Below are 24178 nucleotides of genomic sequence, written 5' to 3' on the forward strand. Positions count from 1 at the left end.
ATAAATCATCTTAACTTATGCTATAAGGATCGGAAAATACAACTGGAATAAAAAAGACACCTCCGAAAATTCACGGGGGTGCCTACCAAATTCTCTTAACTCACATCTAAAATAACGACGTTTGCTCATGTTCACCTAATCGTTCGAGTGCCATTGGATCGTGATCCTGGAAATAGGCTTGATGAATCCATTTATCTTTGCTCATTAATTGTTTCGATGACCCTTTCGCATCACGCAATCTACAGCTATATAAGACAGGGAAGTAATCTTGCAGAAATTTCCCCTCCGTATGTGCGGTTAATGCAATGATTTGAAAGCCTAATTTTTCAGCGATAAAAAATACAGGGCTTAAAACGTGATCACTGGAGGCTTTCCCAAAAGGGTTGTCTAAAATGACGGATCTATGTCTCGTTATGTTTGGAATGATGTGTTGCTGTTTTTCAGCGACATAATTCAGTAATCCCAAAAAGAGCGTCATGTTTTTACTCCATTTTTCGCCACCGGACCAATTGTTTGATTGTTCCCATGTATAAGAACGACTAGAAATATCATTGTTATTACCAACTTTTCGACAATTTACTTTCAGTGACTTTTCGTTGATGACTCGACGAAGCAGTTGCTTAGAATGAAGCCAGACTTCGAGCTGTTGCTTCATTTTTGCTAAGTCATCATTTCCATCTGAGTCTTTAAAGGTATCTTTTTCAAGCTCATCGATCATCCAATCAACATGTTGGCGAATCCGATCGTGCCCTTGTTCATCGTCCCACTCAGGAATGACGAAGGTGTAGAGATGTTTCCATTGCTGCTCAATTTTAACACGAGTCTTATTCGGAATAAAACGAAGTTCGTTAGCAAGTTTCTTTAAATGCATGTGAATATGAGTAATAAATTGTTCGAAAGCTTCATCATGTTTTTGAACTGCGGCTTCTGCATATTTAATCGCTTGGCGAATATTTGTTTCCATATTCGTTTGGAACTCGATGACCTCGTCATACGTGTTTTTGTAATCAACACCTTGAATCGCTCGTTGGCTAAGGCGGACATCGCTCACTTCTGTCCGACAAAAATCCTTGAATTGATTTTTTGCTCGCTGAATGTTTTGTCGCTCTTGTTCCAATTCATCATTCATCTGTTCAAGCAAGTTTATTCCGTCGTTAACATGGCTGGATCGTTGATATGAAATGGTCATATTGTTCTCTTCTGTTAATACAGTGGCATCAACAGCAGGATCAGAGTATTTGTATTTTTTATCGTAGCCATCCAACTCACGAAACACTTTGTCAAGCGAATGCCAATCGCTATCGATCCGTTTTCGCTGCTCTTCAATCGCAAATTTTCTCTTAGTTAACTTGCTGCTTTCTGCTTCGAGAGTTTGTTCGACGACGGCAAAGGAATCAGAAAAGGTGAGTGGTTCAGAGGCAGCAAACTGATCTTTGAATGTTTTTAATGCTTGTTCCAATGTCCATGTTTGTTTATCTGCAGTTCTTTGCATACGATCTAAACCTTCTTTTTCCTGTTGATAGCGTGTCTCAAGTTCAGCCGTTTCCTTTCGAGCCTGACGTTTTCTTTCCTCACCATTAAATGGAAAGGTTAAGTCTTCATCGAAATCGTCAAATTCGAGGCGAAGCTCGCTGATATCATGTTCAAGACGACTAACTTCTTTTTCAGCTGATGAAAACGCTAGTTGCACCGTTTCTAGATGCCTCGTTAAATGTCGTTCCTGATCTTTTAAATCATTTAATTGTACTGTCAGGTTCGCGATCGATGAATTGGTCGCGATCGAATGGAGGTCTTTAACTTGTTTATAAATCTCATTTTCATAAACTTCGACGAGGAGCCGATTTGACCATTCTTGAATAGCATCTGTTTTGTAAGTGATCTCCTCCGTTAATGATTCTAATTGTCGATGATTGGATAGCTGGTTCCGGTCTAGAGTACGAATATTTTGGGCTAAATTTGCCGCTTCTAGATCCAAAGTTGCCTTTTCTTTCAGATATTCTTGATAAAGATTGGCATCTTTCATTTGTTTTTGTAAATAGTTCATATAATCTTTGTTTTGCGAAATTTTCTCATTATTCACTAATCGATTTCGATTTAATTGCTTTAGACGTTCAATATTGTACTTTTCGATTTTTCTCATTTGTTTTAATGATGTCGTCAACTCAACTGCACGATCACGGAGATCTAAACGGTATTCAGGTGAATAAGAGTTAAAAAACTCGATGACAGATTGTTTTAAACTGGTCCATTTGGACAGTTTATCCTCAGACTCAGCACGTGTGCGTTCGGCATCTTCAGCTTCAGTACGAATCATAGATTTCCAATCATTGAAAGTCTCCTTGTCTCCATTGGTGATCCAATGGGTGGGGAGAGTCACGTTACCAATGTCGCTGTTAGGCAGATTACCCACAAGCAGAGCTTTTGCCTCTTCAATCGTTAAGACAAACACAGGAAATAATCGCTTAGAAAGACTTTGAACCTTCTTTTTTAAATTGTCGTGTTCTTTCGTAGTCGTGATCAGCGTCATTGCCCAAAATGGGAAAAGTGTGGTTGCGTCAGATACGGGATGATCGATTTGATTTAAATAACGATAACCGGTTTCAAGCATCTGAAATTGGTTCTTCCATTGGTCAATTTGACTACCAATCACGGGATCTGCATAAAAGAGGTCTTGGTCCTGATAATCATCAGACATACGTCGAGCATTTCGTTCTTTTAGTAACATAGTCTCTTTTTCACGCTGTGCTTTGGTTACATCGCTGTCCAGTTGATTTTGAATTGACGTCGCTTTGTCGTAAACAGAGCGAAGATTACTCCACGAATCTCGCGTAAAAGCGAGATTCTCCATTACACGCTGGTGAGCTTGTTCTAATTGGTCTAATTTCGTTTGAATCGTCGAACTCTCACGCTCTTGTTTCGTTAACTTTTCCTTTAATTCGGCTTGGTCTGCATGGATTATTCTTTCTTCGGAATCGATCGTTTTGTTTTCTTCAACAAGTTGGATTGCTTGCTCGTCGCGGCGTTGACTCTCTGCGGACCATTCAGATTGCAAGTTTTCGATTGATTCGGTATCTTTATTTACAAATAAAGACTTGGAAAGCTGTTCTATTAGCTTTGTAATAGACTGACTGCTACCTTCAATACGCCCTTTGTCTTGTTCAAGCTTTCGTCTTTGTTTTTCAAGCTCAGTCGTTTCTTGCTTGGCTTTTGTTAAAGATGTTTTCAACGTCTCACGTTCACGGACCTCACCTTGTTTTTCCTCTTCTAAGTGACGTTCTTTTTCTTCAAAAACTCTTTTTAACTGTTGTTTGACATCGTCTAATTGTTCTGAGACATCGGTAATCTTTTCGTCCTCTTCGAACGATGCCAAGTTCCGTTTCGCCGTTTCATGCTGAGCGTTTGCTTCATGCAAATTTTTCTTCATTTCGGCTATTTTTAATGAATAGTAGAGACGATTATACTCTTGTTTTCGCTCGTATATTTTATCAGAAACAGACTGCTTTTCAAGTAAATCAGCTTGTATTGTACCGCGTTTTTCTGTCATTTTTGCAATATGAAATGAAGCTTTTTTCTTGTCGAAAGCGAATTGAGACTCCTGCCACTTTTGAAGCTGTATTTCTTGTTCGCGCTGCTCATTTTCGGTCTGAACCATCGCTTTTTGGGTGTCCTCCAGCAGTGCCTTCATCCAACTTTTTTGTGATTGGTAGGAGAGCTGTTTGTCATGAAGGCGGGTATATGATTGTACAAACGAGTCTAGTTCTGTACGAATTTTTTCTTTTTCAATAATTGTTTCTTTGAACTGTTTGTATTCTTTGAAACCTTCGCGGTACGTTTCAAATGTCTCCACGAAGGAGTCATTGCGAATGACTCGCTCGACTGTTGGAATTAACAGTCGATCGAACAACGCTTGAGTTGTTTTGCATTGTTCGAAGAAGTCTTCGACGCCACCTTCGCTACTGTTAATTTTCGCAATGCTCTCCCACTCCGAAGCGATGATGTAGTATTGCTCTTCAATATAAGATTGGAAGTCTTTGATCGTTTGAAACGTAGTTGCCCTCGTTGGATATTGCTGGGTCATATATTGATAATGATCTTGGATTTCATACCGAGATGCACCGCGATTTCCGCCATTTTCGATAGGTTGAGAGAAGGGCAGATTCTCTAAGCGATGTGGATCGCCTTCACCATAATCGTAAGTGAATTTTAATGACTCTAAACGATTATTACTAACATAAAGAGATACTGCCGTTACCGCGTATTGCCTTGGGCGATCGTTTAACAACCATTCAATAGCAATGTGTGCAGGACCTTCATCCAATTTTAATGTGTTTTTTAGTTTCCGATTAGCCAGGTCGGTATGCGGTAGGATCGCTTGCAAGGCAGTCTGGATCAAAACCGTTTTCCCACCACCATTTTCAAGGAGGATTGCCCCATTTTGACCGTCAAATAAAAATATTTCGTCATTGTATCGTTTTTGTCCATCTTCATAGATGACATTAGTAAACCTGATTTTTGAAATTGCTGGCATTGTTACTCCTCCTTTTCTGTGAGGTCGACGGAATAAATAAAGGATAAAATGTCTTGATTATATCCAGCTTCCATGAAGAATCGTTGGACAATCGTTTTTGCTTTTTCGGTTAATGTCAATTCTCCATTACCGATTTCTTCAACAATCTCCTGGTCGATCAAGAAACGCTTGGCTGTATCTAAGAAACTAAGGCGACTAATGGTATTTCCTGCCTGTTTTTTGGCGGTTTCTTTCAAGTCATCCATCGCTTCCCACTTGTTAATAATCGCTGTCCAGTGGAAAGCATATTCTTGCTCCCACTGTTTCAGTTTTTCTTCGGGATGATCGCGAAAGGTGTTGATTCGTTCATTAACTTTTTCGACCCATTCATCGAGAGGGAGAAAATTACGTGTTGCTTCTTGAGAATGATAGCTGTCGTAAAACTCACCAATAAATATAATCGTTGCAAAATAGAGCAAGTACAAGTCTGCATTTGTAGCTTTTGTACCAAGATACGTTTTCTTTAAATAATTGTTATCGACATGAAATGGGGATAGCTTCGTACGTGGAATCATATATAACTTCTCCCCAGCAACAACCGCTTCACATTCAACTTTATTAATAAAGTCTTCAAGGAGATTACGAATCTCGTCATCAGCGAGGTATAACTGCAGCTTGTCGCTCTCAACATAACCTTTTCGTGACAAATCGTTATATATGTCGAAGGCTTCGATCACAGATTTATGCTTGACGTTCATGCTTATTTTCCTCCCACGTAAAGGTTAGATTTTGAATCGTAAATCGATCGTTTGTATGAAGGATATCTCCAGGTATTTCAGCTATATGTAGCACTCCACTGATGAGCATCTGTTGCACTTCTTGCATCGCTGTCCCTTCATCGTCACCTGTGCCTGTCGCGACCAAGGGACTGTGCTGATGTAAGATGATCCAAAAATCATAAAACAGTCGCTCATCTAAAAATGACGGTTCTTTTTCTCGAACACTGCTGATTACTTTCGATAATGTCGTAGCGCGATCTGTTCCCAACGCCGTTAACATGATCGAAAAGTATTGCTGGAACTTCTCGCGAACGTATTGAAGGTGACGATCTTTTTCGTCATCGTCGTCACTGCTGAGGAAACCTGCTTGGGTCACATCATCGCGTTCCTCTGAAATCGATTGTGGCTCCAATATAGTTAGGAGCGACCATTGTTTTTGTTCACCGCCACGAAGAAATGGAGCGACAAAGGCTTTCATTGTTTCAGGTGGGAGGGGAGAGCTCACGACACGAGAAACAATTTCTTGTTCAAAATTGAACATTTCGAGCCCCATGGAATAGAGAGATTCTTGCGCAGACTTCAAAGCAGTATGTTTTAGATGAAAGCTCTGTGTTAAAAGTTTCGTATGGTCCTGATGAACATTGCCAAGTTCTCGTTCAATTTTCAGTATGAGTTCATACGTTTTTCGTTCCTTATCTTCGATGTCTTTGTAATAGAGGCGCCCTTTTGTTTCTTTGACAAATTGCTCTAATTCATCGAACTCTTCATTCTCATGTTTTAAGCGAGTCGAGCTATCATCGAGAAGTTTTTTATAACGTTCAAATGTTTCCTCGGAAATAATATTTCGCTTCAGTTCATGTTCGACACGAATCATTCGTTCACTCAGCGTCTCCACATCTACAAGCATTTCATTGATCTGTCTAAGTGCTCCAGAAAATTCACCCTTTTCCAGTTGTTTTCGTAAGACAAGTTGGTTAATAGAGAGCTGGAATTCACTGTAAAATTCCTTTGTCGCAAAAACAAGCTCAAGCCCATCATCATCTAATGTATAATATTGCGTATTTGTTTTGACATCAAAGGAATGATTTGTAATAAACGAAAAAGTTAGTGTTTCTTCGCGTTTCGTCTCCCAGTTAAAAAACATGGCACTTCGTTTTAATCCCGACTGAGGTCGAAAGGTATACAAAATTTGCCTGGCTAAATCATTTAATTGTTTGTCTTTATATTCGTAAGTTTCTACTGTAGATTGTGCAAGGAAATACGACAACTCGTGGATACTTGTTTTGTGAGCACGCATTAATTTCTGCTCAAAGAAAAACAATAATGCTAGCAAGCCAAGACCTTTCATGTCGATCGATTTCCCGTGTTTGTCTGTAGATTTTTTTCTTTGGAGGTCTTCCAATGGCTCAAATAAAGCGAGTCGCCGTATCCTTTCAGCATAGCCGTTGAGAACTTGATTTAAATTGATTCGTTCCATAAACCATTCCTCCAAATCTGCTGTAATTCCTTTGAACGAAGTACTTCCTGTGGATAATAAAATCCATCTTCCAGTAATTTCGTCAACGTTTGTTTAAATGGTTCATCGAAATGCGTGAAAAAATTATTTAAGGCTGCTTCATTCTTACGATGATTCGTTTTACCTTGTGACGGATTTTTAGCGAGACACTGTTCATAAAATGGAATCGCAGGAACTATCGGGACACGTTTGTTTAATGAGTCCCAGATCGAAATACCTTCGTAATCTAAATCTCCGAAATAGAAAAAGTGGTGCTCGTTCGTAATAACTGGAAACTGATCTTCAAAGTGTTCAAGACCACTGATGACTTTTTTTCCTGATCCATATATTAATGTAGAAAATAGTGTTTCTGGTAGGACGTGTAGAAGTCCTTGATAGGTCGTTTTGTTTTCAACAATCAGATGCCAATGCGGTGTGTCTTTTGAAACGAGCGACGGATTAATCGCAAACATAAGTGGTTCTGATACTGGCATAATTAATAAAAGTTCCCACACTTTTAATCGCTCTAGTATGGATTTGCCTCCTTCGTCGGTGATCCACTTCTCATTCCCTGTCAGTTCGACACTTCGTTCAGGAGCGGGCACAGGTTCAAATGGAAGCCCAAATGTAGTGATGTAGTCATCGATCATGAAGATATAAGGGAGATCTGCTTTAAATTGATTAGGGGGAAGCATGAAATACGCATCAAGTGAAATTTGCGGTGAACGCAGTCCAAACTGAACGTGGTGAATTTCTTTTTCGTGAATTTCCTTAATTTTTCCTTTTTGAATTTTATATGTAAATGCGAGTGCAGGGGTTTTGTGATTTCTTCCCTGCGATTTAACCATCGTTAAGTAATTCAGATTTTCGAGAGTTAATATTCGGTCGGCAAAAGTTGGGTAATCCAATTTCTCATGAGCGAATAATTTTTCGAGATCGGTTAGTGAAACCGTCTGTTTTTTATGTGAAAATAATGCTTCGATTGCTTTGTCATTCATACTTCAACCACCTCATGACAGATATGCTTTTATTTTAACAAAAAAAGTTAAGCATAAACAGTGCGATAGTATATTAATAGCACAGTGGTTCAATTGGGTACACGTTTCGTCTAATATCATAAGAACTGGGGGGAACAAGTTTTGCGAATTATGTTGAATAATGCTATGTGTAGGAATAGGCTTTCTATTTGTAGGAATTACACTTCTATCTGTTGGAATACCAGTAACTCCTCTCATGCTGAGGTCCGTTTAATATTGATCTCGCGAGATTTGATTCAAATAGATAGTGAGTTCCTTAATTTTCTGTGACACTCTCACAAAACGACAATTATCACTATTTTCTATTTAAATCGACTATGTTATAAAAATATTACTGTAATATTACAATTAGTTAACAATTTCCGACAATATCTACAATCTATTGCTCACTCCTATAATATGAACCTAGTGATATTACTGTAAAAAATAGTACTATTCTATTTTACGTGAGGTAGACCCTCCATTACAGGGATGGTGGTGTGAAATTGACGAAAAAGACAAAACAAAACAAATGGACAGTGATGGTTTCGTCCGGTCCAAAAGACTCAGTTAAACAATTTCAATTGAGAAAATTGATGGTTTTTTGCATTTCATTTGGAAGTCTAGGTTTTATAGTAGTGCTTCTAGGGTTAATTGGCGGACTCGTTTATACAATTGATCATCTGCAGGGACAGCAGACGACATTAACTGATGAATTGAATGAACGAAAAGAAGAGATTGGTTTATTGTATGATGAAAATCAAGAAATTTCCCAAGACGCAACGGCAGTTCAAGAGACAGTTAAAGAGTTCAAAGAATTTGAAGAAAAATTAAGTCAAATTCAATTGGAGTTACCAGTCGATCTGACAGAAGCAAGTGATGATGACGGTAGCGGTGGGGTAGAAATCGTTGAGGATTCATCGATTGATCTTCAGACGAGCAATACGGGCATAAATAGTGAACTTAAGATGATACAAGAAGAATTACCAGGTTTGGTTGCTAATTTCGAAGAAACCGTTTCAGCTATAGCTGAATATGAGGAGAAACTGAGGTTAATCCCTACATTTTTCCCAGCTGAGAAAGGGCGAATTTCATCAGAATATGGTAACAGAAGTGATCCGTTTACTTCACAGACAAGTTTCCATTCAGGAACAGATATTGCAGCTCCGATTGAAACAGAGATTTATGCAGCGGCCGATGGTGAAGTTACTCTGGCAGGACGTAATGGTGGCTATGGAAATACGGTTGTCATTAAACATGGAGAAACATATGAAACATTATATGCTCATCTAAATTCCATCGATGTTTCAGTTGGTGATATCGTGGAAAAGGGTGAATACATTGGCGGCATGGGGACAACCGGGAGGAGTACCGGTGTTCACTTGCACTTCGAAGTGCAAAGAAATGGTGAATTGGTTGATCCATATAAGTACATGACTTTCCATAAAAAAGAAGATGAAAATTAAACGTGAGGTGACGCATGTTTTCAAAAAATAATAATGAAAAAAAGTTGAATGAGATGTCTACTCTTATTGGCGAAGAAACAATTTTTAAGGGAGTATTGGATGTGAATTCCAGCATCCGCATTGATGGGCAAATCATCGGTGAAGTAAATTGTCAAGGCGATGTAACAATTGGCAAAACAGGACAAGTAGAAAACGACTTGACAGCTCGAAATCTCTTCATCGCTGGTTCCATCAAAGGAAATGTCAAAGTAGAAGGAAAGATTCATATTTATGATTCTGGTTCTTTAAATGGACGAGCAGAGATGGATACGATTATTATCGAAGAAAACGGCAGATTTCATGGCGAAAGCATTATGAATGGCGAAAAGTTAGAAAAGTCGGATGAGAATGTAGTACCGATAGATGAAGAAAGTCCATCAAGCAATGAGTAAAAAAATATCGCAATTTTTGTTATTTTTATTAAAAACATCTAAACTTAAAAGTAGTTATTGTTAAGGAAATAAATAGCATCCGAACTTTTAATTATAAATAAATAAGATACAAAATAGGGGAGCCGGTGGCTCTCCTATTTTGATACGCTAAAGCAGAATCTTCATATTAATCTCTTTTTATAACATATCGACCAATTCCTAAGAAAACTAATCCAATTGGAATCAAACTCCACATTGGTATACTAATTTCCATGCCGAATTTAGGGATGAAAATTCGTGGCAGTATAAAAATAGCGGCACTTCCTACTCCCATAGAGAAGGTTTGCAAAAACTCTTTCCATTTCTTTTGCTGTTTGAATGCACTCCAACGTAACCATTTTATGACGACTACTATTGTGAGAAATGCATTAAGAACAGCGATAATGACAATGGAGAGTCCAGACCCCAAACCAAATGTGAACATAGGGTCGAAATCCCCAAACAAAGAAAAAAGTGTATTAATTATCCCAAATGCAAGAGCAAATACTCCTAAGAAATTACTTATTATAAGTAGTCCATTATTAAATTGTTTTTGCTTGAGCATTTTTGGTAATTCTCCAATAATTTCATCTGCATACTCCTTGGGGTTATCTCCAAATACGTCTTCAGGTTTTTTCCCATCGGCTTGTGCTTCTAATAAATGTTCAAGTATTTCATAGAGAATTTCTTCCGTTTCTTTCTCCGACTTAGATGAACTTAAGCGAATGTATATAAGGAATTTTTCATAGTACTTCTTATTATCATCGGTAAGTTTCTCGCGGCTCTCATTATTTAATTCGATGAGTGCTTTCACGTTCATTTGTAATCCTCCTTGTTTAATAATTGATTAATTGGAACTTGTAGGATGTTCCATTGCTTCTTAAACTCAGTCAGAGCACCTTCTCCATGTTCAGTGAGGTAATAGTACTTCCGATTTGGACCATGTGGGGATTTCTCCATTTTCCCATAAATGTATTGTTCTTTTTGTAGGCGCAATAACAGAGGGTAGATCGATCCTTCGCTAATGTTGTCGATCCCTAAACTTTTCAGCTTCAGAGAGATTTCATATCCATAAGTTGGGCCTTTATGAATGATCGCTAATAGACACCCTTCTAAAATTCCTTTTAATAATTGTGTTCGTCTAGACATAATCTCACCTACCTTGTAATACAAACTAGCTTACAGAAGAACATCTACCTTGTCAAACAAGATAGCTAAAATAAAATAAATTTTTGCTAAAAAGAAAATTGTTTTTTTCATTGAAAGCTCAAAAATATACAAAATAACTCTTGTATAAAATGGGAAATAATTCTATATTAATTAGTGGAAATAGTAATTTGAGGAGGATTATTTTACATGGAAGCAATTAATCGGAAGGAAAGATTTTATTTTATTTTATCTGTGATCGTTAGTGTGCTAGTTTATGTTATTGCTATTTTTTCACTTGTAGGTATAGCAATTATTATAGGTTTTGCATGCGTATTTACTTTAATAAATGTGATAAGTTTAGGTATGATTCGAGGAAACAGTTTGAAAGTTAGTGAAGATCAATTTCCGGATGTACATAAACAAGTCACAGATTTGGCTGAAAAATTAAAGTTGAAATACGTTCCAGAAGTGTATGTTGTCTATTCTGAAGGAGCTCTCAATGCCTTTGCATCACGCTTTGCTGGCAAACATATCGTCGTTATTTATTCTGAAGTTTTTGAGTTGGCACGAGAAAAAGGGGAAAAGGAATTAGAATTTGTCCTTGCTCACGAACTTGTTCACGTGAAAAGAAACCATGTTCTTAAACAAATGATTTTGTTTCCAGCGAAATTAGTCCCTTTGTTAGGACAGGCATATAGTCGAGCGTGTGAATATAATTGTGATAATATTGCCGCTGAAGTAATCGAAGACAAAGAGGCGTCTGTCCGTGCACTAACAATTCTTATGATTGGCAAGAAGCTTTATAAAGAAGTGAATATCGAAGCATATGTCCAACAGTTAACAACAGATTTTGGAACGTTTAGTTGGATAAGTGAAAAACTTTCTACACATCCATTTCTTCCAAAGCGGATACGTTCGATAAGTGGAATAGATGTTCAAGTCAATCGAGGGCGTATCATAGGTGGTGTGATAGCTCTTTCTATATCCTCTGGTGTAATATACCTTCTTGTTCTTTTGGTAATGACCGGTGGAGCGATGATGTATGGAAAGTCATTTACTGATTCTTTGGGTCCGGTAAGTGAAGAGAACTCATTATTTACAAATGATACATTTGGGAATGACATCCTTGAAGAACCAGAAGGAGAGCATCCGCCTCTTATTCTTGCAACAATCGATGGTGACATCGATGAAATTGAACGTTTAGTTGCCGAGGGAGCAGATATCGAAGTAATGGATATTGAAGATTCTACTCCATTAATTTATGCTATTTACTTGGATAACTTGGAAGTCGCAGAGAAATTGTTAGAGTTGGGAGCTAACCCAAATCACGAAGATCTTTATGGGACGCCTTTAACAATTGCTTTAGAGTTTGGCTGGCTTGATATGGCTATTTTACTTTACGAAAACGGAGCAGACGTAAATCAAGAAACATATCAGGGAGTTTCTCCGTTAATGATGTTAGGCACTGAAGAAGAAGAAGATTTTTATGATGCGATTACTGAATATTATCAATATTGATATTACGTACAATTATAGCTAAGATAAAAGGAAGCCCACATAATAAAGTGGGCTTTAGTTACGTTAGGCAATGTTAAACATTAGTTATAGGATTACGATAAAATGTACTTAGATAAAATTTCACTATCATAAATTAGTACCTGATATCAGCACTTGGTATTATCTCCAATTCAACGTATAATTAAACTATTCAGATTATTTTAAAGGAGTGGATATACAAATGGAAAAGAAGAGAATTGCATTTGTGACAGATAGTACAGCATTTTTATCAGAAGAGTTGCGTGAACACCCTGATGTGTATGTTGCACCTATTGTAATTATTGCTGATGGAAAAGAGTACGAAGATGGTGTAAATTTATTTTCAGAGCAATTATATGACATGATTCGTAACAATAAAGAAGTTCCCAAAACATCGCAGCCATCTGTGGGGACATTTGAAGAGTTATATAATACATTGAAAAAAGACTATGATCAAGCTATAGCGATTCATGTTTCCAATAAATTAAGTGGAACGGTGTCTAGCTCAAATGGAGGAAAGGAACTTGCAGATTTTGACGTGGAAGTGGTTGATTCTCTGTCACTTTCATACGGTATTACGGCGTTAATCGATAAAGGACTTAGTTTAGCGAAGGAAGAAGTTTCTATGGAAGAGATTGCGTCTGAACTGAGGGAAGAAGTAACAAGATCGAAAAATTTAATTTTACTTGGAAATTTGGATCAACTATATAAAGGTGGTAGAATGTCTGGTGCGCAATTTTTATTAGGTAATGTGCTGAAAATAAAGCCAATTCTTTCAATTAATCCCGAAGGTGAATTAGGTTTATTTGAACGAGTTCGCTCAGAAAAGAAAGCAACAAACAAAATCGTCTCATTGCTAAAACAATCGTGTGATGATGATAAAGTAAAGAGAGTCGGGATTATGCACGGAAATGTGTTAGACAAAGCAATGGAATTAAAGCAACTGGTAGAAACAGAAATCCCAGACATTGAAATTGTCATCGGAGAAATGAGTTCATCGTTAGCTGTTCATGCAGGAGAAGGTACGCTTGCAATGTTTTGGCAAACAGAGAAGTAATGGAGTCATTTGTCAATCACTTAATTAATCACGTTTACGTTATGGAAATATTTAGAGAAGATGATCTTACAGAATATAGTCATCTGATGCAACAGCTTATGCTTTGTATTAATCCAAATAAATAAAGGCACTAAAACAATGAAAAGATGTTGAAAAAGAATGGTTTCTATGTAAAAAGACATACCATTTCAGATATTTGTCGAATAGGTAACCTTTTTTATCGATGTAGCAGATAAATGTATAGACATTTCTAAATATCATGTCCAATATTTTCACATCCTTTTATAACGTAGGTTGCATCAAAAATTGGAAATTATACATGTGTCACAAAATTTTTTTTGAAAATGAGAAATAACTTCGTTTTTGCTAACAATCGATTGATCATTAAGGAGGAAACCAATATGGAGGAAGTAAGCAATGCATTTAAAACGATTTTAGAAGATTGGCAAAGGATGCAGAAGACAGATGGAGATGAGGGAGAGGAAGCGGCAGAACGATTTGAAACGAACTTTTATCGTTTTTCCGGTGAATTTAAGCGATGGTTTAAAAGCCTTAAGCATCCTCCTAAGACTGTCGAAGAATTAGAGGAGATGAACGAAGTGAAAATCATTCAACAATCACTTCCTGAACCACTCCAATTGAATTTCACGTTAGAAATGGAAGAAATTATCGATGGTCTTGAGACAGAGCGTTTTGATTAAGATCAGTGACAAGACTAATTCTCCTTTCAGCAATCGAGAAAGTGATTAAAAGATAAGGATGAAATAACAAGAGAATTAATACATAAGAAGCACTTGTTTTTCAAGTGCTTTTTTAATTGTCTTTAGTAGACGAAAACTCTTAGTCAATTCATCAAAATTTTCTCTTTTCTAAATAAATTCTTGAAAACTTCGGCTAACGAAATATATAATGAGTTTAACTCAAAGGACGTGAATCGAAGTGTCTAAAATAAATTGGAAACGAAATCTCTATATACTTATGGTATGCCAATTCTTCGTCATGGCTGCTATGACGATGATAATTCCTTTTTTACCTCTCTATCTCCAAGAACTAGGAGTGACAGATCCTCGAGAAATTACTCTCTGGGCTGGCGTTATCTTTGGGGCAAATTTCTTAACTGCTTTTCTATTTTCGCCACTATGGGGAAAACTTGCAGACCGATATGGACGGAAATCAATGCTACTCCGTTCAGGTTTTGGTATGGCAATTGTATTAACCTTGACTGGATTTGCAGTTGGTCCATGGTCATTACTGTTGCTTCGATTACTAAATGGGATGATTTCTGGATTTATACCGGCAGCAATTGCACTGATGTCGATGAGTACCCCGAAGAAGCAAATGGGCTATTCGTTAGGAATGTTACAAGCTGGGGCGGTTGCTGGAGGGATTTGTGGACCTCTGTTTGGCGGAATCATGGCAGATTTAATGGGATTTAGGATGATTTTCTATGTAACAGGAGTCACGATTTTAATCGCAGCGTTTGTTGTACTTTTCTTTGTTCACGAACAATTTGATAAAATAGTAGAATCTGTGAAGACTAATACGATGCAAGATTTCAAGAAAATTGCATCTACGTCACCTGTCTTATCGTTATTTATCGTCTTTTTTATTGTACAATTTGCCCTTATTGGGGTGAATCCTCTTCTTTCTTTATTTGTCCAAGAACTAACTACAGGGCAAAATGTAGCGTTTTATGCTGGTTTTGCAATGTCTGTCATGGGATTTGCAAACATGTTGGTCAGTCCTTTTCTAGGAAAACTTAGTGATCGAAAAGGGCCACAATTTGTATTATTAGTTACGCTGTTTTTCGCAGCAATCATCAGTTTTCCACAAGCATTTGTATCTAGTTATTGGCAATTGATTATATTTCGGTTTTTATTAGGATTATGTATAGGCGGACTGCTACCTTCGATTAACTCATTATTACGTCAATTATCTCCCGAAGGTATGGAAAGCAGAACATTCGGGTTCTCGAACAGCTTTATGTATTTGGGAACAATGTTTGGCCCAATTGCAGGTGGGTGGCTTGCATCAGTGGCTGGTATTCGTAGTTTATTTATTGTGTCTTCCGTTCTATTACTAATCAATGTGATCATTGTTAAAGTTAAAATTATCCCGCAGATGAAGTAGGGAGCTGAGGTTCTTTGCTGCCTACTTCATGCGGTAGCACATATGTTCAGAATGAAAGTCAATTTGATGAAATCGGAGAAAAATTACTCTTTATCCACTTCATGAGGTGGATCTTCAGATTTAAAGTTTCTAGCCTGTTCAATCTTACCAGAATTTTCTTTATTATTAACGGTGCCTCCACCAAGCCCCTCATTTATCATTCGATCGACATCAACAAAATACTTCTCCCGTCCTTCATGCGAATTTTCAACAATTTTTTCGTCTTTTTTTTTCAAATTAATTTCCCCCTCGTTGTCTCTGGCTTTGTTCATCGGGACCTGCTTTAGAGATTGTCATTCGTTCTTTGCTGTTATTAGGTTGTACCGCATCCTTACTGTCTTGCATATTTCTCTTTGATTTAGATCTCTTACTCATCAACATCATCCTCCCTTTGTTTACATTTTTTCCTCTGAGGAACAAAATATGAATGGGATAAAATGGTGGTGATAAAAATGAAATTCAAAATAGATAGAGTAAAAACATGGATGCAAGGGGTCTGCGGAGCTAATTTCCATAAATAGAATGAAATAACAGTTTGACTTTTCTGAATCCTTCTATATACTAAGAGTTAATCGAATAGAAATAACTAGGGGAGTCCAATAAGTTGGGCTGAGAAGGAAACACGATAAAGTTTTCTGACCCTTTGGACCTGATCTGGATCATACCAGCGTAGGGAAGTTGAATGAACATTAGAGTAAGATAACTTCTGCATGTATACCATTAGCCGGGTCCTTCCATATTTTGTGGATCCGGCTATTTTTGTGTGCTTATTAAAGCTACTCCGTTTGGTGTGTTCTCGATCTTGTCCTATCATTAAAAAATAGGGAGAGATTTATTATGTCAACGGCATCATTTAACAGCGAGAACATTTCCATCATGTCGAACTTCACAAATAGTAAAAAAGTTTACGTACGAGGTTCAAGGTCTGATCTAAACGTTCCGATGCGCGAGATTGAATTAAGTCCAACAACAGGAACATTTGGTGAAAAGGAAAATTTACCGGTTAGAGTGTATGATACAAGCGGACCATATACGGATCCTGAGTATTCAGTCGATATTACAAAAGGAATTCCTCCCATTCGTAGCTCTTGGATACACGAGCGAGGAGATGTGGAAGAATACCAGGATCGCGAAATCAAACCTGAAGATAATGGCTACAAAGATGAAACCGACCCGCGTACGAAACATATGGTTTTCCCTGGTCTGAAAAGAAAGGTATTGCGTGCGAAAAAAGGAAACAACGTTTCACAACTTCATTACGCTAAACAAGGAAAGATCACTCCTGAAATGGAATTTATCGCCTTAAGAGAAGGGGTATCAGAGGATTTTGTTCGTGATGAAGTTGCTAAAGGACGTGCAATTATTCCAGCGAATATTAATCACCCGGAGATTGAACCGATGATTATCGGACGTAATTTTCATGTGAAAATCAATGCGAATATTGGAAACTCTGCGGTTTCATCGTCAATCGAAAAAGAAGTTGAAAAGATGACCTGGGCTACTCGTTGGGGCGCAGATAATATCATGGATTTATCCACCGGAAAAGATATTCATAAAACACGGGAATGGATTATTCGTAATTCATCTGTTCCTGTTGGGACTGTACCAATTTATCAAGCGCTAGAAAAAGTCGACGGTGTTGCCGAAGACCTCACTTGGGAAATATACCGTGATACGTTGATTGAGCAGGCTGAGCAAGGTGTCGATTACTTCACAATTCATGCAGGTGTGTTACTGCGATATATCCCGCTGACGGTGAATCGATTAACAGGGATCGTTTCCCGTGGAGGTTCGATTATGGCACAGTGGTGCTTGTTTCATCATAAAGAAAGCTTTTTGTATACACACTTTGAAGATATTTGTGAAATTATGAAGACTTATGATATTTCCTTTTCATTAGGAGATGGTTTGCGACCAGGATCAATTGCAGACGCAAATGATGAAGCGCAATTTGCCGAATTAGACACGCTTGGTGAACTGACAAAAGTGGCTTGGAAGCATGATGTTCAGGTGATGGTTGAAGGACCTGGTCATGTTCCGATGCATCTAATAAAAGAGAACATGGATAAACAGTTAGAGGTTTGTGAGGAAGCACCGTTTTATACGCTTGGCCCACTCACGACAGATATTGCTCCTGGATATGACCATATAACGTCTGCGATCGGAGCGGCGATGATTGGTTGGTATGGAACAGCAATGCTTTGTTATGTTACGCCAAAAGAACATTTAGGTTTACCTAATAAAGATGATGTTCGTGAAGGAGTAATTACCTACAAAATTGCTGCTCATGCTGCTGATTTAGCTAAAGGGCATCCAGGAGCTCAAAAGCGGGATGACGCTCTATCTAAAGCTCGTTTTGAGTTCCGTTGGAGAGATCAATTTAACCTCGCATTAGATCCAGAACGCGCGATCGAGTATCATGATGAAACATTGCCTGCTGAAGGTGCAAAGACTGCACACTTCTGTTCCATGTGTGGCCCAAAGTTTTGTAGTATGAGAATCTCTCAAGATATTCGTAATTATGCAAAGGATAACGAGCTTTTTACGAAAGAGGAAATAGAGAAGGGAATGCAAGAGAAATCAAAAGAATTTAAGAAAGGTGGAAGCAATGTCTATCAGTAATGATCAGAGTAAGTTCGAAGTCCAGTCGAAAACTCGTGAAATCATTGAAGAAATGAACCAAACAAAACTGCTTCTTGTATATTTGAAAAAAAATTTAAATGAAATTCAAGAAAACTGTAACCATGAATTTATTGAAGGTCCATTATATAAGCAATGTAGTATTTGTCTAAAAATGGAAGCGATCCATTTTTAAATACTAGATTTAAAGAGGCTGACCTTATGGTTAGCCTCTTGATAGTTTTGTTTGATGGAAGGGGTTACTTTAGTGTATTGTTAAGAAAGTTAACCAATATTTAATTTCATAGAAACAAGAAATTGTGTACTCAAAGACTTATTAATCGATGGTTATAAAATACATAATATATGATTATTAAGTATGATATTGAAAGGATGGTCCAACAAATGAAGCATTATCAACACGCTTTAACACCACCAATGGGATGGAACAGCTGGGATTGTTACGGCGCTACAGTCAGAGAAGATGAGGTAAAAGGAAACGCAGAATACATGGCGAAACATTTAAAAGATTATGGGTGGGAATATGTGATTGTCGATATCCAGTGGTCTGAACCTGAAGCAGTATCTTCTGCGTATCGTCAGTTTGCTCCTTTAGACATGGATGAGTATTCACGATTAGTACCTTCAATCAATCGATTTCCTTCAGCAGAAGGAGGCAAAGGATTTAAGCCTTTAGCTGATTATGTTCATAATTTAGGGTTGAAATTTGGTATTCATATTATGCGTGGAATACCACGTCAAGCAGTACATCAAAATACAAAAATATTAGGAACAGATTCATCAGCAAGAGAAATTGCTCATCCAAATTCTATTTGCCCATGGAACACGGACATGTATGGAGTTGATCCTTCTAAAGAAGGATCACAAGCTTATTACGATTCATTATTTAAACTATATGCAGAATGGAATGTAGATTTTGTCAAAGTAGATGATATTGCTGATTCGAAATTGTATTCCACCCATACGGAAGAGATTAAAATGATCCGAAAAGCAATTGATAATAGTGGCCGTCCAATGGTTTTAAGCCTTTCTCCTGGACCCGCGCCTTTAGAATACGCAAGTGTATTCGAAGAGAACGCTAACATGTGGCGAATGACTGATGATTATTGGGATTTATGGCACCTCTTACATGGCATGTTTGAACGATGTTATAAATGGAGTAAAAACGTAGGTCTGGGCCACTGGCCAGATGCGGATATGTTGCCTCTAGGTCATATTGGGCTTCGATCTGTTGATGGTGGCGGTGGAGATCGTTGGACACGTTTTACGAAAGATGAACAAGTAACAATGATGACATTATGGTCTATTTTCCGCTCACCACTAATGTTCGGAGGAGAGCTAAGAGATAACGATGATTGGACGTTATCATTGCTAACGAATCCGGAGGTCATTCACGTTTTGCAAAATAGTGAAGACGCAAGACAAGTGTATCGAGAAGATGACGAAATTGTTTGGACATCACAAGCTAGCGACGGAAATAGTTATGTTGCTCTATTTAATATTAGCGATGAACAACGAACTGTAAGTGTCTCGCTCGAACAGCTAGGCTTAAATGTAGGAGAACAATGTCAAGTGAGAGACCTATGGAAACGAAATGATTTACCAACTACAAGTTCGGGAATTGACGTGTCACTAGCTCCTCACGCCTCTGTATTGTATAAATTGAGCTAGGACGTATAAGGGAAAGATTCAAAATAGAAAAAGTGGACAGAGCCTTGACTAAGCTATATCTTTGGCTCTTTTTTTATTTCAAAGAAATTTCTATCCGACTAAATCATATTACGAAGTGTCCAAAGCTATTCACAATCAAAAAAAGACAACCCTTGTAAGATAATTGGTGCCTTTTTTATTGGGGCATCAGATGTTTTTAATTGTAGTTTCCCATGTCTAAAATTATATAAGTCATTTGGTTGCAGGACACCGTTGATAAATAAATTTCTATATGAAACGTGCGGGCAATCTATAAAAGGAACAGGGAAACAGAGTAGACAATGATATTTTTCAGAAAAAATTTTACTTATTCCATCAGATGCTACACAAAAAGTCGATGATTCCCCTCTTACCGTTACACCAATCGAGTTAGATATCTTTACGTATTGCAAGATAATAGGTACACCTTTCCGCGGGGGTATTTCTGTCGTTAAAAGTAGTGAGCCATTTGTTACTTTGTAGTTTTCTTGAGGCTGTAATACTCCATTAATGAATAAGTCAACAAAAGTGACTGTATCAGAGGTAGGCAGTGTTTTTGTTGGAAATTCCATTGCGGTTCCATTGGCGGAAGTATGGAAAAAGTCAATCTCTCCTTTTAATACTTCACCGTTATGACTAAATACTGTAACGAATTGAGTTATAATCGGCACGTTTTTCTCGGGTATATCGTTTGTAAGAAAAGTGAGTTTTCCTTCCTCTAAGTTATAGGAATTTGGATTTTGCAGTACGGCGTTTACGAACAAATTACAAAATGTTACTTGCTCTGGATTTAGTAATCCTGCGGTATTGGGATTGCAAATTTCATCGACATTAGTAAAAACTCTCTTCTCACCATTTCCTTTCGCGTAGTATAAGGAACTTTCTGCTTCTAGTTTGTCGTTTATTTGTGGTGTTAAAGAAACGTCGCTGGTAATAGGATGGAAAAACGAATCATGCAAACAATCAACATGAAGGCAATGCGAATCCTTTCTTTGTTCTTTTATCTCAAGAGGAAGAATTGTTTTATTAGAGCGGGGGAAAACATAACACCCTTCTAAGGAAATAATTATTGGTGTATATATTTCTGTAAGAAGCATAAAGTTGATTTGGCAGTTAAATTTAGTGAAACGGGTACATTGAAAAGAATTCTTTTTGATTTGAAAACAAATAAAATTTTTTTCCGGTAGCTTAAGGCTGAATGACTTTAGGACTAAGAAAGGGACTGGAGATGAAGGGCAATGGTCATATTCTTGCTTTAAACTTTCAGAAATAATAAATCCTGATATCGCTAATTCAATGTGTTTTAAGTTTTCGTTTGCTTCAGTAATGGAGACAATTTTTATTTTAACGGCATTTAAATCTGTGGGAGAAAGGCGGTTGCCATTTTTATCACACAAATAACAACAGTCGTTGTTATTTTCTATTTTTCTGTCCATGATAAGTAGCCTCCCGTAGCCTATTGGTTACTCGTTTTTTTAAAAAATTGCACATTGGTTTTTGTTGAAAAATAATGTGCATTTCTATAAAGAGATACTAATTTTTCCCTCTTCATTGAAGATGTTGCTTCGTGAAGTGCAGTTCTATGTAGTTTATAGAAAGATTTTAGATTAACTAAAAGCGGTCGACGTATTTCAAAACCAAAGTATTCAGAGGCTGTTCTAAAAGACATGATAACGTCCCCTGGTCCAACCTCTTTTTATACTTTTTCTTATCCATAATATATGAATAAAAGATCTACGTGTTAACAGTAATATCTGATTCTGCTTCTGGACTATAATTGACAACTTCAAGGATAACAGGAGTTTCTGCGTAAATTGTTTCTCCTTCAGGAATTGTTACTTCTAATTGCCCAGTCCCTGTTTCGCCTGCGGTGTATGAGGACGAGTCCCCCATTTGTAATACACCATTGATATAAACATTAAAGTATGAGTTATTCGCAGCCAATTCTGGTAATTCTACTGCGGAGTTTCCTTCATCATCTTCAAATTCTGTAACATCAATTGTTAAAATGATGTCTGTTTGATCTGCGGTTAATTCATAGAAAAAGCGTTCTACATTAGGTTGAGTTTCAACAGTCGTGTTTGCCGTTGCCTCAATACTAAGTTTAATAATTCTTGCCATTTTTTTACCTCCTTTGGTTAAGTTACTTATTAAAATTTCCATGGTGCTTAATAGTTTATGTGATACCTAAAGATTTGTAATGGGTAATCGTGCTAATTATTATAAAATGGGAAAATTATTACCAATACGTATTAACCGTTAATGTTACTCATGGTTCAGGGCAGTTGCTTAGAAAGAATTAAATATTTTATGGTGATAGTGACATTGCAACATTTCATTCTTTTAATTTAGGAAGCAAAAGAACCGTCCGTGACCAGTGAAAAAGTGAAATATAGTCAGATTTCATCTGTAATTATTTTGCATTCTGCACAAAAGGGTTGATGAGCCCTGCGCAAACTCGCTTTCCGCGGAGAAGTCGTCAAGCCGCTTCAGGCTTTCCCTTGCAGGGTCTTGACTGACTTCCTTTTCCGCAGGAGTCTCGCTTGCTCCGGTCTTATCAACTTCCTTTGGCATGAGTCGAATAGAATAATCATCCATCTGTTTTTTGTGAAATTGACTTTTTCAGCAGTCCCGAACCGTCCCCAGGTTTCTTTTGCATATCTCTATATTGCTTGAATAAATTTATAGAGTATGACTACTAGAGGCGTATTGCCTAAAAGGAGGGGGATAAAATGCCGATAACAGGGACAGATCGAGATGATATGCTTAAAAGTTTAGAGGGAAATTGGAGACTTGAAAATGGCACTTACACTGTGGAGATTGTCGATGTGAATTTGGTGACCGTTTCTGATGGAAGACGACCACTATGTTGGGATCTATATATTCAAGGTTCGGAACGGAGACTTCAAAAATATCATTGGATTGATAGAGAAGGAGGGGTCAATATTCTTTTGAATGATTTAGAAAGTTTAGGTGCAATTACGACCCCTGAATTGATAATTGATACGTGCAATAATCTTATTGGAAGTAAAATAGAAGTGAGCTTGGACTTTGATGGTGAATTTCAGAATATATCATTTCTTAGAATATTACACTAGCGATAACATTTAAAGTAAGATGAGAGACTATTAAATTGGTCACTCGTCTTACTTTTTTTCATCTTAAAGATATCATGAAGTATAGATTTTTTGAAACCAGTTGACCGTTTGCTTTAATCCGTCGTCAAAGGAAACCTTAGGCTTGTAGCCAATGAGATTGTAGGCTTTTTCAATATTAGCAAGCGAATGTTTCACGTCACCTATGCGTTCATCTAAATGAATAGGGGGAATATTTTTTCCGACGAGAGTATTAATATTGTTGACGAGGCTATTTAAATTAATGCTATTTCCCGTTCCAACATTGATGACTTCCCCAGATACTTTTGGAGCGGATGCCGCTAACAGATTAGCTAAAATCGCATTCTCGACATAGGTGAAATCGCGTGATTGCTTGCCATCTCCATAAATGGTTGGCGGTTCATCGTGAAGGATGGAGTGAATAAATTTTGGGATAACTGCTGCGTACTCAGAATGGGGGTCTTGTTTTGGACCGAATACATTAAAATAACGTAAGGAAATTGTTTCTAAGCCATATATTTCATAGAAAACTTTACAATAATGTTCTCCAATATACTTACTAACGGCATAGGGTGACAGTGGCTTTCCGGGCATATCCTCTTTTTTAGATAAAGTTTCTGTATCTCCATATGCAGAAGAGGAAGCAGCATAAATAACTCTACTTACATTTTCTTCAACAGAAGCGTACAATAGCTGCAGTGTTCCGGTCACATTAGCGTGATTTGTCGCTAAAGGATTTTTCACTGATTTAGGAACTGATGGAATGGCACCTTGGTGGAATACAACATCGACACCATTTACTGCTTTTTTTATCGTTTCATAATCAGTCATGTCACCTTCGATCCATTCGATATCATCAATATAGTCTTGTACATTTCCCTTATTTCCAGTGCTATTATTATCAAGAACTTTGACACTTTCCCCTTTATTTAACAAAGATTGAACAAGATTTGACCCAATAAAACCTGATCCACCTGTTACAAGGTATTTTGTCATAACGAACAAGACCTCCTTTAATTATTCAACATATGCAAAACAAGCAAATTTTGTGAGACTTAAAAAGACCACCTAATGAAATTGCCGTTACCTTTCAATTTATTGTACATACGA

Annotated in this window: 23 protein-coding genes and 1 riboswitch; of the genes, 11 read left to right on the plus strand and 12 right to left on the minus strand. The window is 37.4% G+C overall.

The genetic code is table 11. The features are described from left to right. Positions 1 to 106: 106 nt before the first annotated feature. The 4 genes from ACM26V_RS02350 to ACM26V_RS02365 are packed head-to-tail and all read right to left on the minus strand — an operon-like array spanning position 107 to position 7779. Positions 107 to 4528: a hypothetical protein gene (locus ACM26V_RS02350; protein ID WP_416149860.1), complete on the minus strand. Its 4422-nt coding sequence runs from the start codon at positions 4526 to 4528 to the stop codon at positions 107 to 109. A gap of 2 nt (positions 4529 to 4530) precedes the next feature. Continuing rightward, a complete protein-coding gene (locus ACM26V_RS02355; protein ID WP_416149861.1) occupies positions 4531 to 5265 on the minus strand; it encodes a DUF6063 family protein in 735 nt (244 codons plus the stop codon). Beyond that, positions 5249 to 6763, minus strand: a complete 1515-nt coding sequence (locus tag ACM26V_RS02360; protein WP_416149862.1) for a replicative DNA helicase — start codon at positions 6761 to 6763, stop codon at positions 5249 to 5251. Before ACM26V_RS02360 ends, ACM26V_RS02355 begins: the two co-directional genes overlap by 17 nt. Continuing rightward, entirely contained in the window at positions 6745 to 7779 is a 1035-nt protein-coding gene (locus ACM26V_RS02365) for a Wadjet anti-phage system protein JetD domain-containing protein (protein WP_416149863.1), read from the minus strand. Before ACM26V_RS02365 ends, ACM26V_RS02360 begins: the two co-directional genes overlap by 19 nt. 524 nt (positions 7780 to 8303) lie before the next feature. On the opposite strand from ACM26V_RS02365, the gene ACM26V_RS02370 reads away from it, so the two are divergent. Both ACM26V_RS02370 and ACM26V_RS02375 read left to right on the plus strand, forming a co-directional pair. Continuing rightward, a complete protein-coding gene (locus tag ACM26V_RS02370; RefSeq protein ID WP_416149864.1) occupies positions 8304 to 9263 on the plus strand; it encodes a peptidoglycan DD-metalloendopeptidase family protein in 960 nt (319 codons plus the stop codon). A gap of 14 nt (positions 9264 to 9277) precedes the next feature. After that, positions 9278 to 9694, plus strand: coding sequence for a bactofilin family protein (locus ACM26V_RS02375; protein ID WP_416149865.1), 417 nt, complete (start codon positions 9278 to 9280; stop codon positions 9692 to 9694). A gap of 166 nt (positions 9695 to 9860) precedes the next feature. Here the strand turns inward: ACM26V_RS02375 and ACM26V_RS02380 are convergent, their stop codons facing one another. After that, complete coding sequence (locus ACM26V_RS02380; protein WP_416149866.1) at positions 9861 to 10532, minus strand: DUF1129 family protein; 672 nt, start codon at positions 10530 to 10532, stop codon at positions 9861 to 9863. Continuing rightward, on the minus strand, positions 10529 to 10861 hold the full coding sequence (locus tag ACM26V_RS02385) for a PadR family transcriptional regulator (RefSeq protein WP_416149867.1): 333 nt from the start codon (positions 10859 to 10861) through the stop codon (positions 10529 to 10531). The genes ACM26V_RS02380 and ACM26V_RS02385 overlap by 4 nt, the downstream gene beginning before the upstream one ends. A gap of 207 nt (positions 10862 to 11068) precedes the next feature. Here ACM26V_RS02385 and ACM26V_RS02390 point away from each other — a divergent pair, with 207 nt between their 5' ends. The 5 genes from ACM26V_RS02390 (at position 11069) to ACM26V_RS02410 (ending at position 15584) form a co-directional block, all read left to right on the plus strand. Then, entirely contained in the window at positions 11069 to 12379 is a 1311-nt protein-coding gene (locus tag ACM26V_RS02390) for a M48 family metallopeptidase (RefSeq protein ID WP_416149868.1), read from the plus strand. Positions 12380 to 12599: 220 nt separating this feature from the next. Further along, positions 12600 to 13454 (plus strand): DegV family protein, encoded by an 855-nt coding sequence (locus tag ACM26V_RS02395; RefSeq protein WP_416149869.1) that lies wholly within the window; start codon positions 12600 to 12602, stop codon positions 13452 to 13454. Beyond that, positions 13436 to 13579: a hypothetical protein gene (locus tag ACM26V_RS02400; RefSeq protein ID WP_416149870.1), complete on the plus strand. Its 144-nt coding sequence runs from the start codon at positions 13436 to 13438 to the stop codon at positions 13577 to 13579. Before ACM26V_RS02395 ends, ACM26V_RS02400 begins: the two co-directional genes overlap by 19 nt. A 276-nt stretch (positions 13580 to 13855) precedes the next feature. Further along, positions 13856 to 14155 carry a hypothetical protein gene (locus tag ACM26V_RS02405; protein ID WP_416149871.1) on the plus strand — a complete coding sequence of 100 codons (300 nt, stop codon included), beginning with the start codon at positions 13856 to 13858 and terminating at the stop codon, positions 14153 to 14155. Positions 14156 to 14393: 238 nt separating this feature from the next. Beyond that, positions 14394 to 15584, plus strand: coding sequence for an MFS transporter (locus tag ACM26V_RS02410; protein ID WP_416149872.1), 1191 nt, complete (start codon positions 14394 to 14396; stop codon positions 15582 to 15584). Positions 15585 to 15667: 83 nt separating this feature from the next. On the opposite strand, the gene ACM26V_RS02415 is transcribed toward ACM26V_RS02410, so the two are convergent. Both ACM26V_RS02415 and ACM26V_RS02420 read right to left on the minus strand, forming a co-directional pair. Further along, positions 15668 to 15859 (minus strand): hypothetical protein, encoded by a 192-nt coding sequence (locus ACM26V_RS02415; RefSeq protein ID WP_416149873.1) that lies wholly within the window; start codon positions 15857 to 15859, stop codon positions 15668 to 15670. 1 nt (position 15860) lies between these two features. Next, complete coding sequence (locus ACM26V_RS02420) at positions 15861 to 15998, minus strand: hypothetical protein (protein WP_416149874.1); 138 nt, start codon at positions 15996 to 15998, stop codon at positions 15861 to 15863. A 203-nt stretch (positions 15999 to 16201) separates the two neighbouring features. Then, a riboswitch (TPP riboswitch) is annotated at positions 16202 to 16316 on the plus strand. 144 nt (positions 16317 to 16460) lie between these two features. On the opposite strand from ACM26V_RS02420, the gene thiC reads away from it, so the two are divergent. From thiC to ACM26V_RS02435, 3 genes are all read left to right on the plus strand, one after another. Beyond that, positions 16461 to 18245, plus strand: a complete 1785-nt coding sequence (thiC, locus tag ACM26V_RS02425; RefSeq protein WP_416149875.1) for a phosphomethylpyrimidine synthase ThiC — start codon at positions 16461 to 16463, stop codon at positions 18243 to 18245. After that, positions 18232 to 18438, plus strand: a complete 207-nt coding sequence (locus ACM26V_RS02430) for a hypothetical protein (RefSeq protein WP_416149876.1) — start codon at positions 18232 to 18234, stop codon at positions 18436 to 18438. Before thiC ends, ACM26V_RS02430 begins: the two co-directional genes overlap by 14 nt. 209 nt (positions 18439 to 18647) lie before the next feature. Next, complete coding sequence (locus ACM26V_RS02435) at positions 18648 to 19934, plus strand: glycoside hydrolase family 27 protein (protein ID WP_416151772.1); 1287 nt, start codon at positions 18648 to 18650, stop codon at positions 19932 to 19934. A 125-nt stretch (positions 19935 to 20059) separates the two neighbouring features. Here ACM26V_RS02435 and ACM26V_RS02440 read toward each other — a convergent pair whose 3' ends face one another. The 3 genes from ACM26V_RS02440 to ACM26V_RS02450 form a co-directional block, all read right to left on the minus strand. Then, on the minus strand, positions 20060 to 21388 hold the full coding sequence (locus tag ACM26V_RS02440; RefSeq protein WP_416149877.1) for a DUF4183 domain-containing protein: 1329 nt from the start codon (positions 21386 to 21388) through the stop codon (positions 20060 to 20062). Positions 21389 to 21408: 20 nt separating this feature from the next. Then, positions 21409 to 21621, minus strand: coding sequence for a hypothetical protein (locus tag ACM26V_RS02445; RefSeq protein WP_416149878.1), 213 nt, complete (start codon positions 21619 to 21621; stop codon positions 21409 to 21411). Between the two features lie 65 nt (positions 21622 to 21686). Beyond that, the gene (locus ACM26V_RS02450; protein ID WP_416149879.1) at positions 21687 to 22073 is read right to left on the minus strand and encodes a DUF4183 domain-containing protein; all 387 of its coding nucleotides are present in this window, start codon (positions 22071 to 22073) and stop codon (positions 21687 to 21689) included. Between the two features lie 611 nt (positions 22074 to 22684). Here ACM26V_RS02450 and ACM26V_RS02455 point away from each other — a divergent pair. Then, the gene (locus tag ACM26V_RS02455) at positions 22685 to 23050 is read left to right on the plus strand and encodes a hypothetical protein (protein WP_416149880.1); all 366 of its coding nucleotides are present in this window, start codon (positions 22685 to 22687) and stop codon (positions 23048 to 23050) included. Between the two features lie 72 nt (positions 23051 to 23122). Here the strand turns inward: ACM26V_RS02455 and ACM26V_RS02460 are convergent, their stop codons facing one another. Next, positions 23123 to 24064 (minus strand): SDR family oxidoreductase, encoded by a 942-nt coding sequence (locus ACM26V_RS02460; protein ID WP_416149881.1) that lies wholly within the window; start codon positions 24062 to 24064, stop codon positions 23123 to 23125. Positions 24065 to 24178: the final 114 nt, after the last annotated feature.

It is taken from the genome of Salipaludibacillus sp. HK11 (genome assembly GCF_047795645.1).
GTDB lineage: Bacteria > Bacillota > Bacilli > Bacillales > Salisediminibacteriaceae > Salipaludibacillus.

Excerpts from the sequence above, each read along its gene's own strand:
- thiC (WP_416149875.1), top strand. The coding sequence starts at position 16,461 with ATGTCAACGGCATCATTTAACAGCGAGAACATTTCCATCATGTCGAAC.
- ACM26V_RS02365 (WP_416149863.1), bottom strand. The coding sequence starts at position 7,779 with ATGAATGACAAAGCAATCGAAGCATTATTTTCACATAAAAAACAGACG.
- ACM26V_RS02380 (WP_416149866.1), bottom strand. The coding sequence starts at position 10,532 with ATGAACGTGAAAGCACTCATCGAATTAAATAATGAGAGCCGCGAGAAA.
- ACM26V_RS02355 (WP_416149861.1), bottom strand. The coding sequence starts at position 5,265 with ATGAACGTCAAGCATAAATCTGTGATCGAAGCCTTCGACATATATAAC.
- ACM26V_RS02460 (WP_416149881.1), bottom strand. The coding sequence starts at position 24,064 with ATGACAAAATACCTTGTAACAGGTGGATCAGGTTTTATTGGGTCAAAT.
- ACM26V_RS02430 (WP_416149876.1), top strand. The coding sequence starts at position 18,232 with ATGTCTATCAGTAATGATCAGAGTAAGTTCGAAGTCCAGTCGAAAACT.
- ACM26V_RS02445 (WP_416149878.1), bottom strand. The coding sequence starts at position 21,621 with ATGTCTTTTAGAACAGCCTCTGAATACTTTGGTTTTGAAATACGTCGA.
- ACM26V_RS02450 (WP_416149879.1), bottom strand. The coding sequence starts at position 22,073 with ATGGCAAGAATTATTAAACTTAGTATTGAGGCAACGGCAAACACGACT.
- ACM26V_RS02350 (WP_416149860.1), bottom strand. The coding sequence starts at position 4,528 with ATGCCAGCAATTTCAAAAATCAGGTTTACTAATGTCATCTATGAAGAT.
- ACM26V_RS02385 (WP_416149867.1), bottom strand. The coding sequence starts at position 10,861 with ATGTCTAGACGAACACAATTATTAAAAGGAATTTTAGAAGGGTGTCTA.
- ACM26V_RS02420 (WP_416149874.1), bottom strand. The coding sequence starts at position 15,998 with ATGAGTAAGAGATCTAAATCAAAGAGAAATATGCAAGACAGTAAGGAT.
- ACM26V_RS02375 (WP_416149865.1), top strand. The coding sequence starts at position 9,278 with ATGTTTTCAAAAAATAATAATGAAAAAAAGTTGAATGAGATGTCTACT.
- ACM26V_RS02435 (WP_416151772.1), top strand. The coding sequence starts at position 18,648 with ATGAAGCATTATCAACACGCTTTAACACCACCAATGGGATGGAACAGC.
- ACM26V_RS02440 (WP_416149877.1), bottom strand. The coding sequence starts at position 21,388 with ATGGACAGAAAAATAGAAAATAACAACGACTGTTGTTATTTGTGTGAT.
- ACM26V_RS02390 (WP_416149868.1), top strand. The coding sequence starts at position 11,069 with ATGGAAGCAATTAATCGGAAGGAAAGATTTTATTTTATTTTATCTGTG.
- ACM26V_RS02360 (WP_416149862.1), bottom strand. The coding sequence starts at position 6,763 with ATGGAACGAATCAATTTAAATCAAGTTCTCAACGGCTATGCTGAAAGG.
- ACM26V_RS02395 (WP_416149869.1), top strand. The coding sequence starts at position 12,600 with ATGGAAAAGAAGAGAATTGCATTTGTGACAGATAGTACAGCATTTTTA.
- ACM26V_RS02405 (WP_416149871.1), top strand. The coding sequence starts at position 13,856 with ATGGAGGAAGTAAGCAATGCATTTAAAACGATTTTAGAAGATTGGCAA.
- ACM26V_RS02455 (WP_416149880.1), top strand. The coding sequence starts at position 22,685 with ATGCCGATAACAGGGACAGATCGAGATGATATGCTTAAAAGTTTAGAG.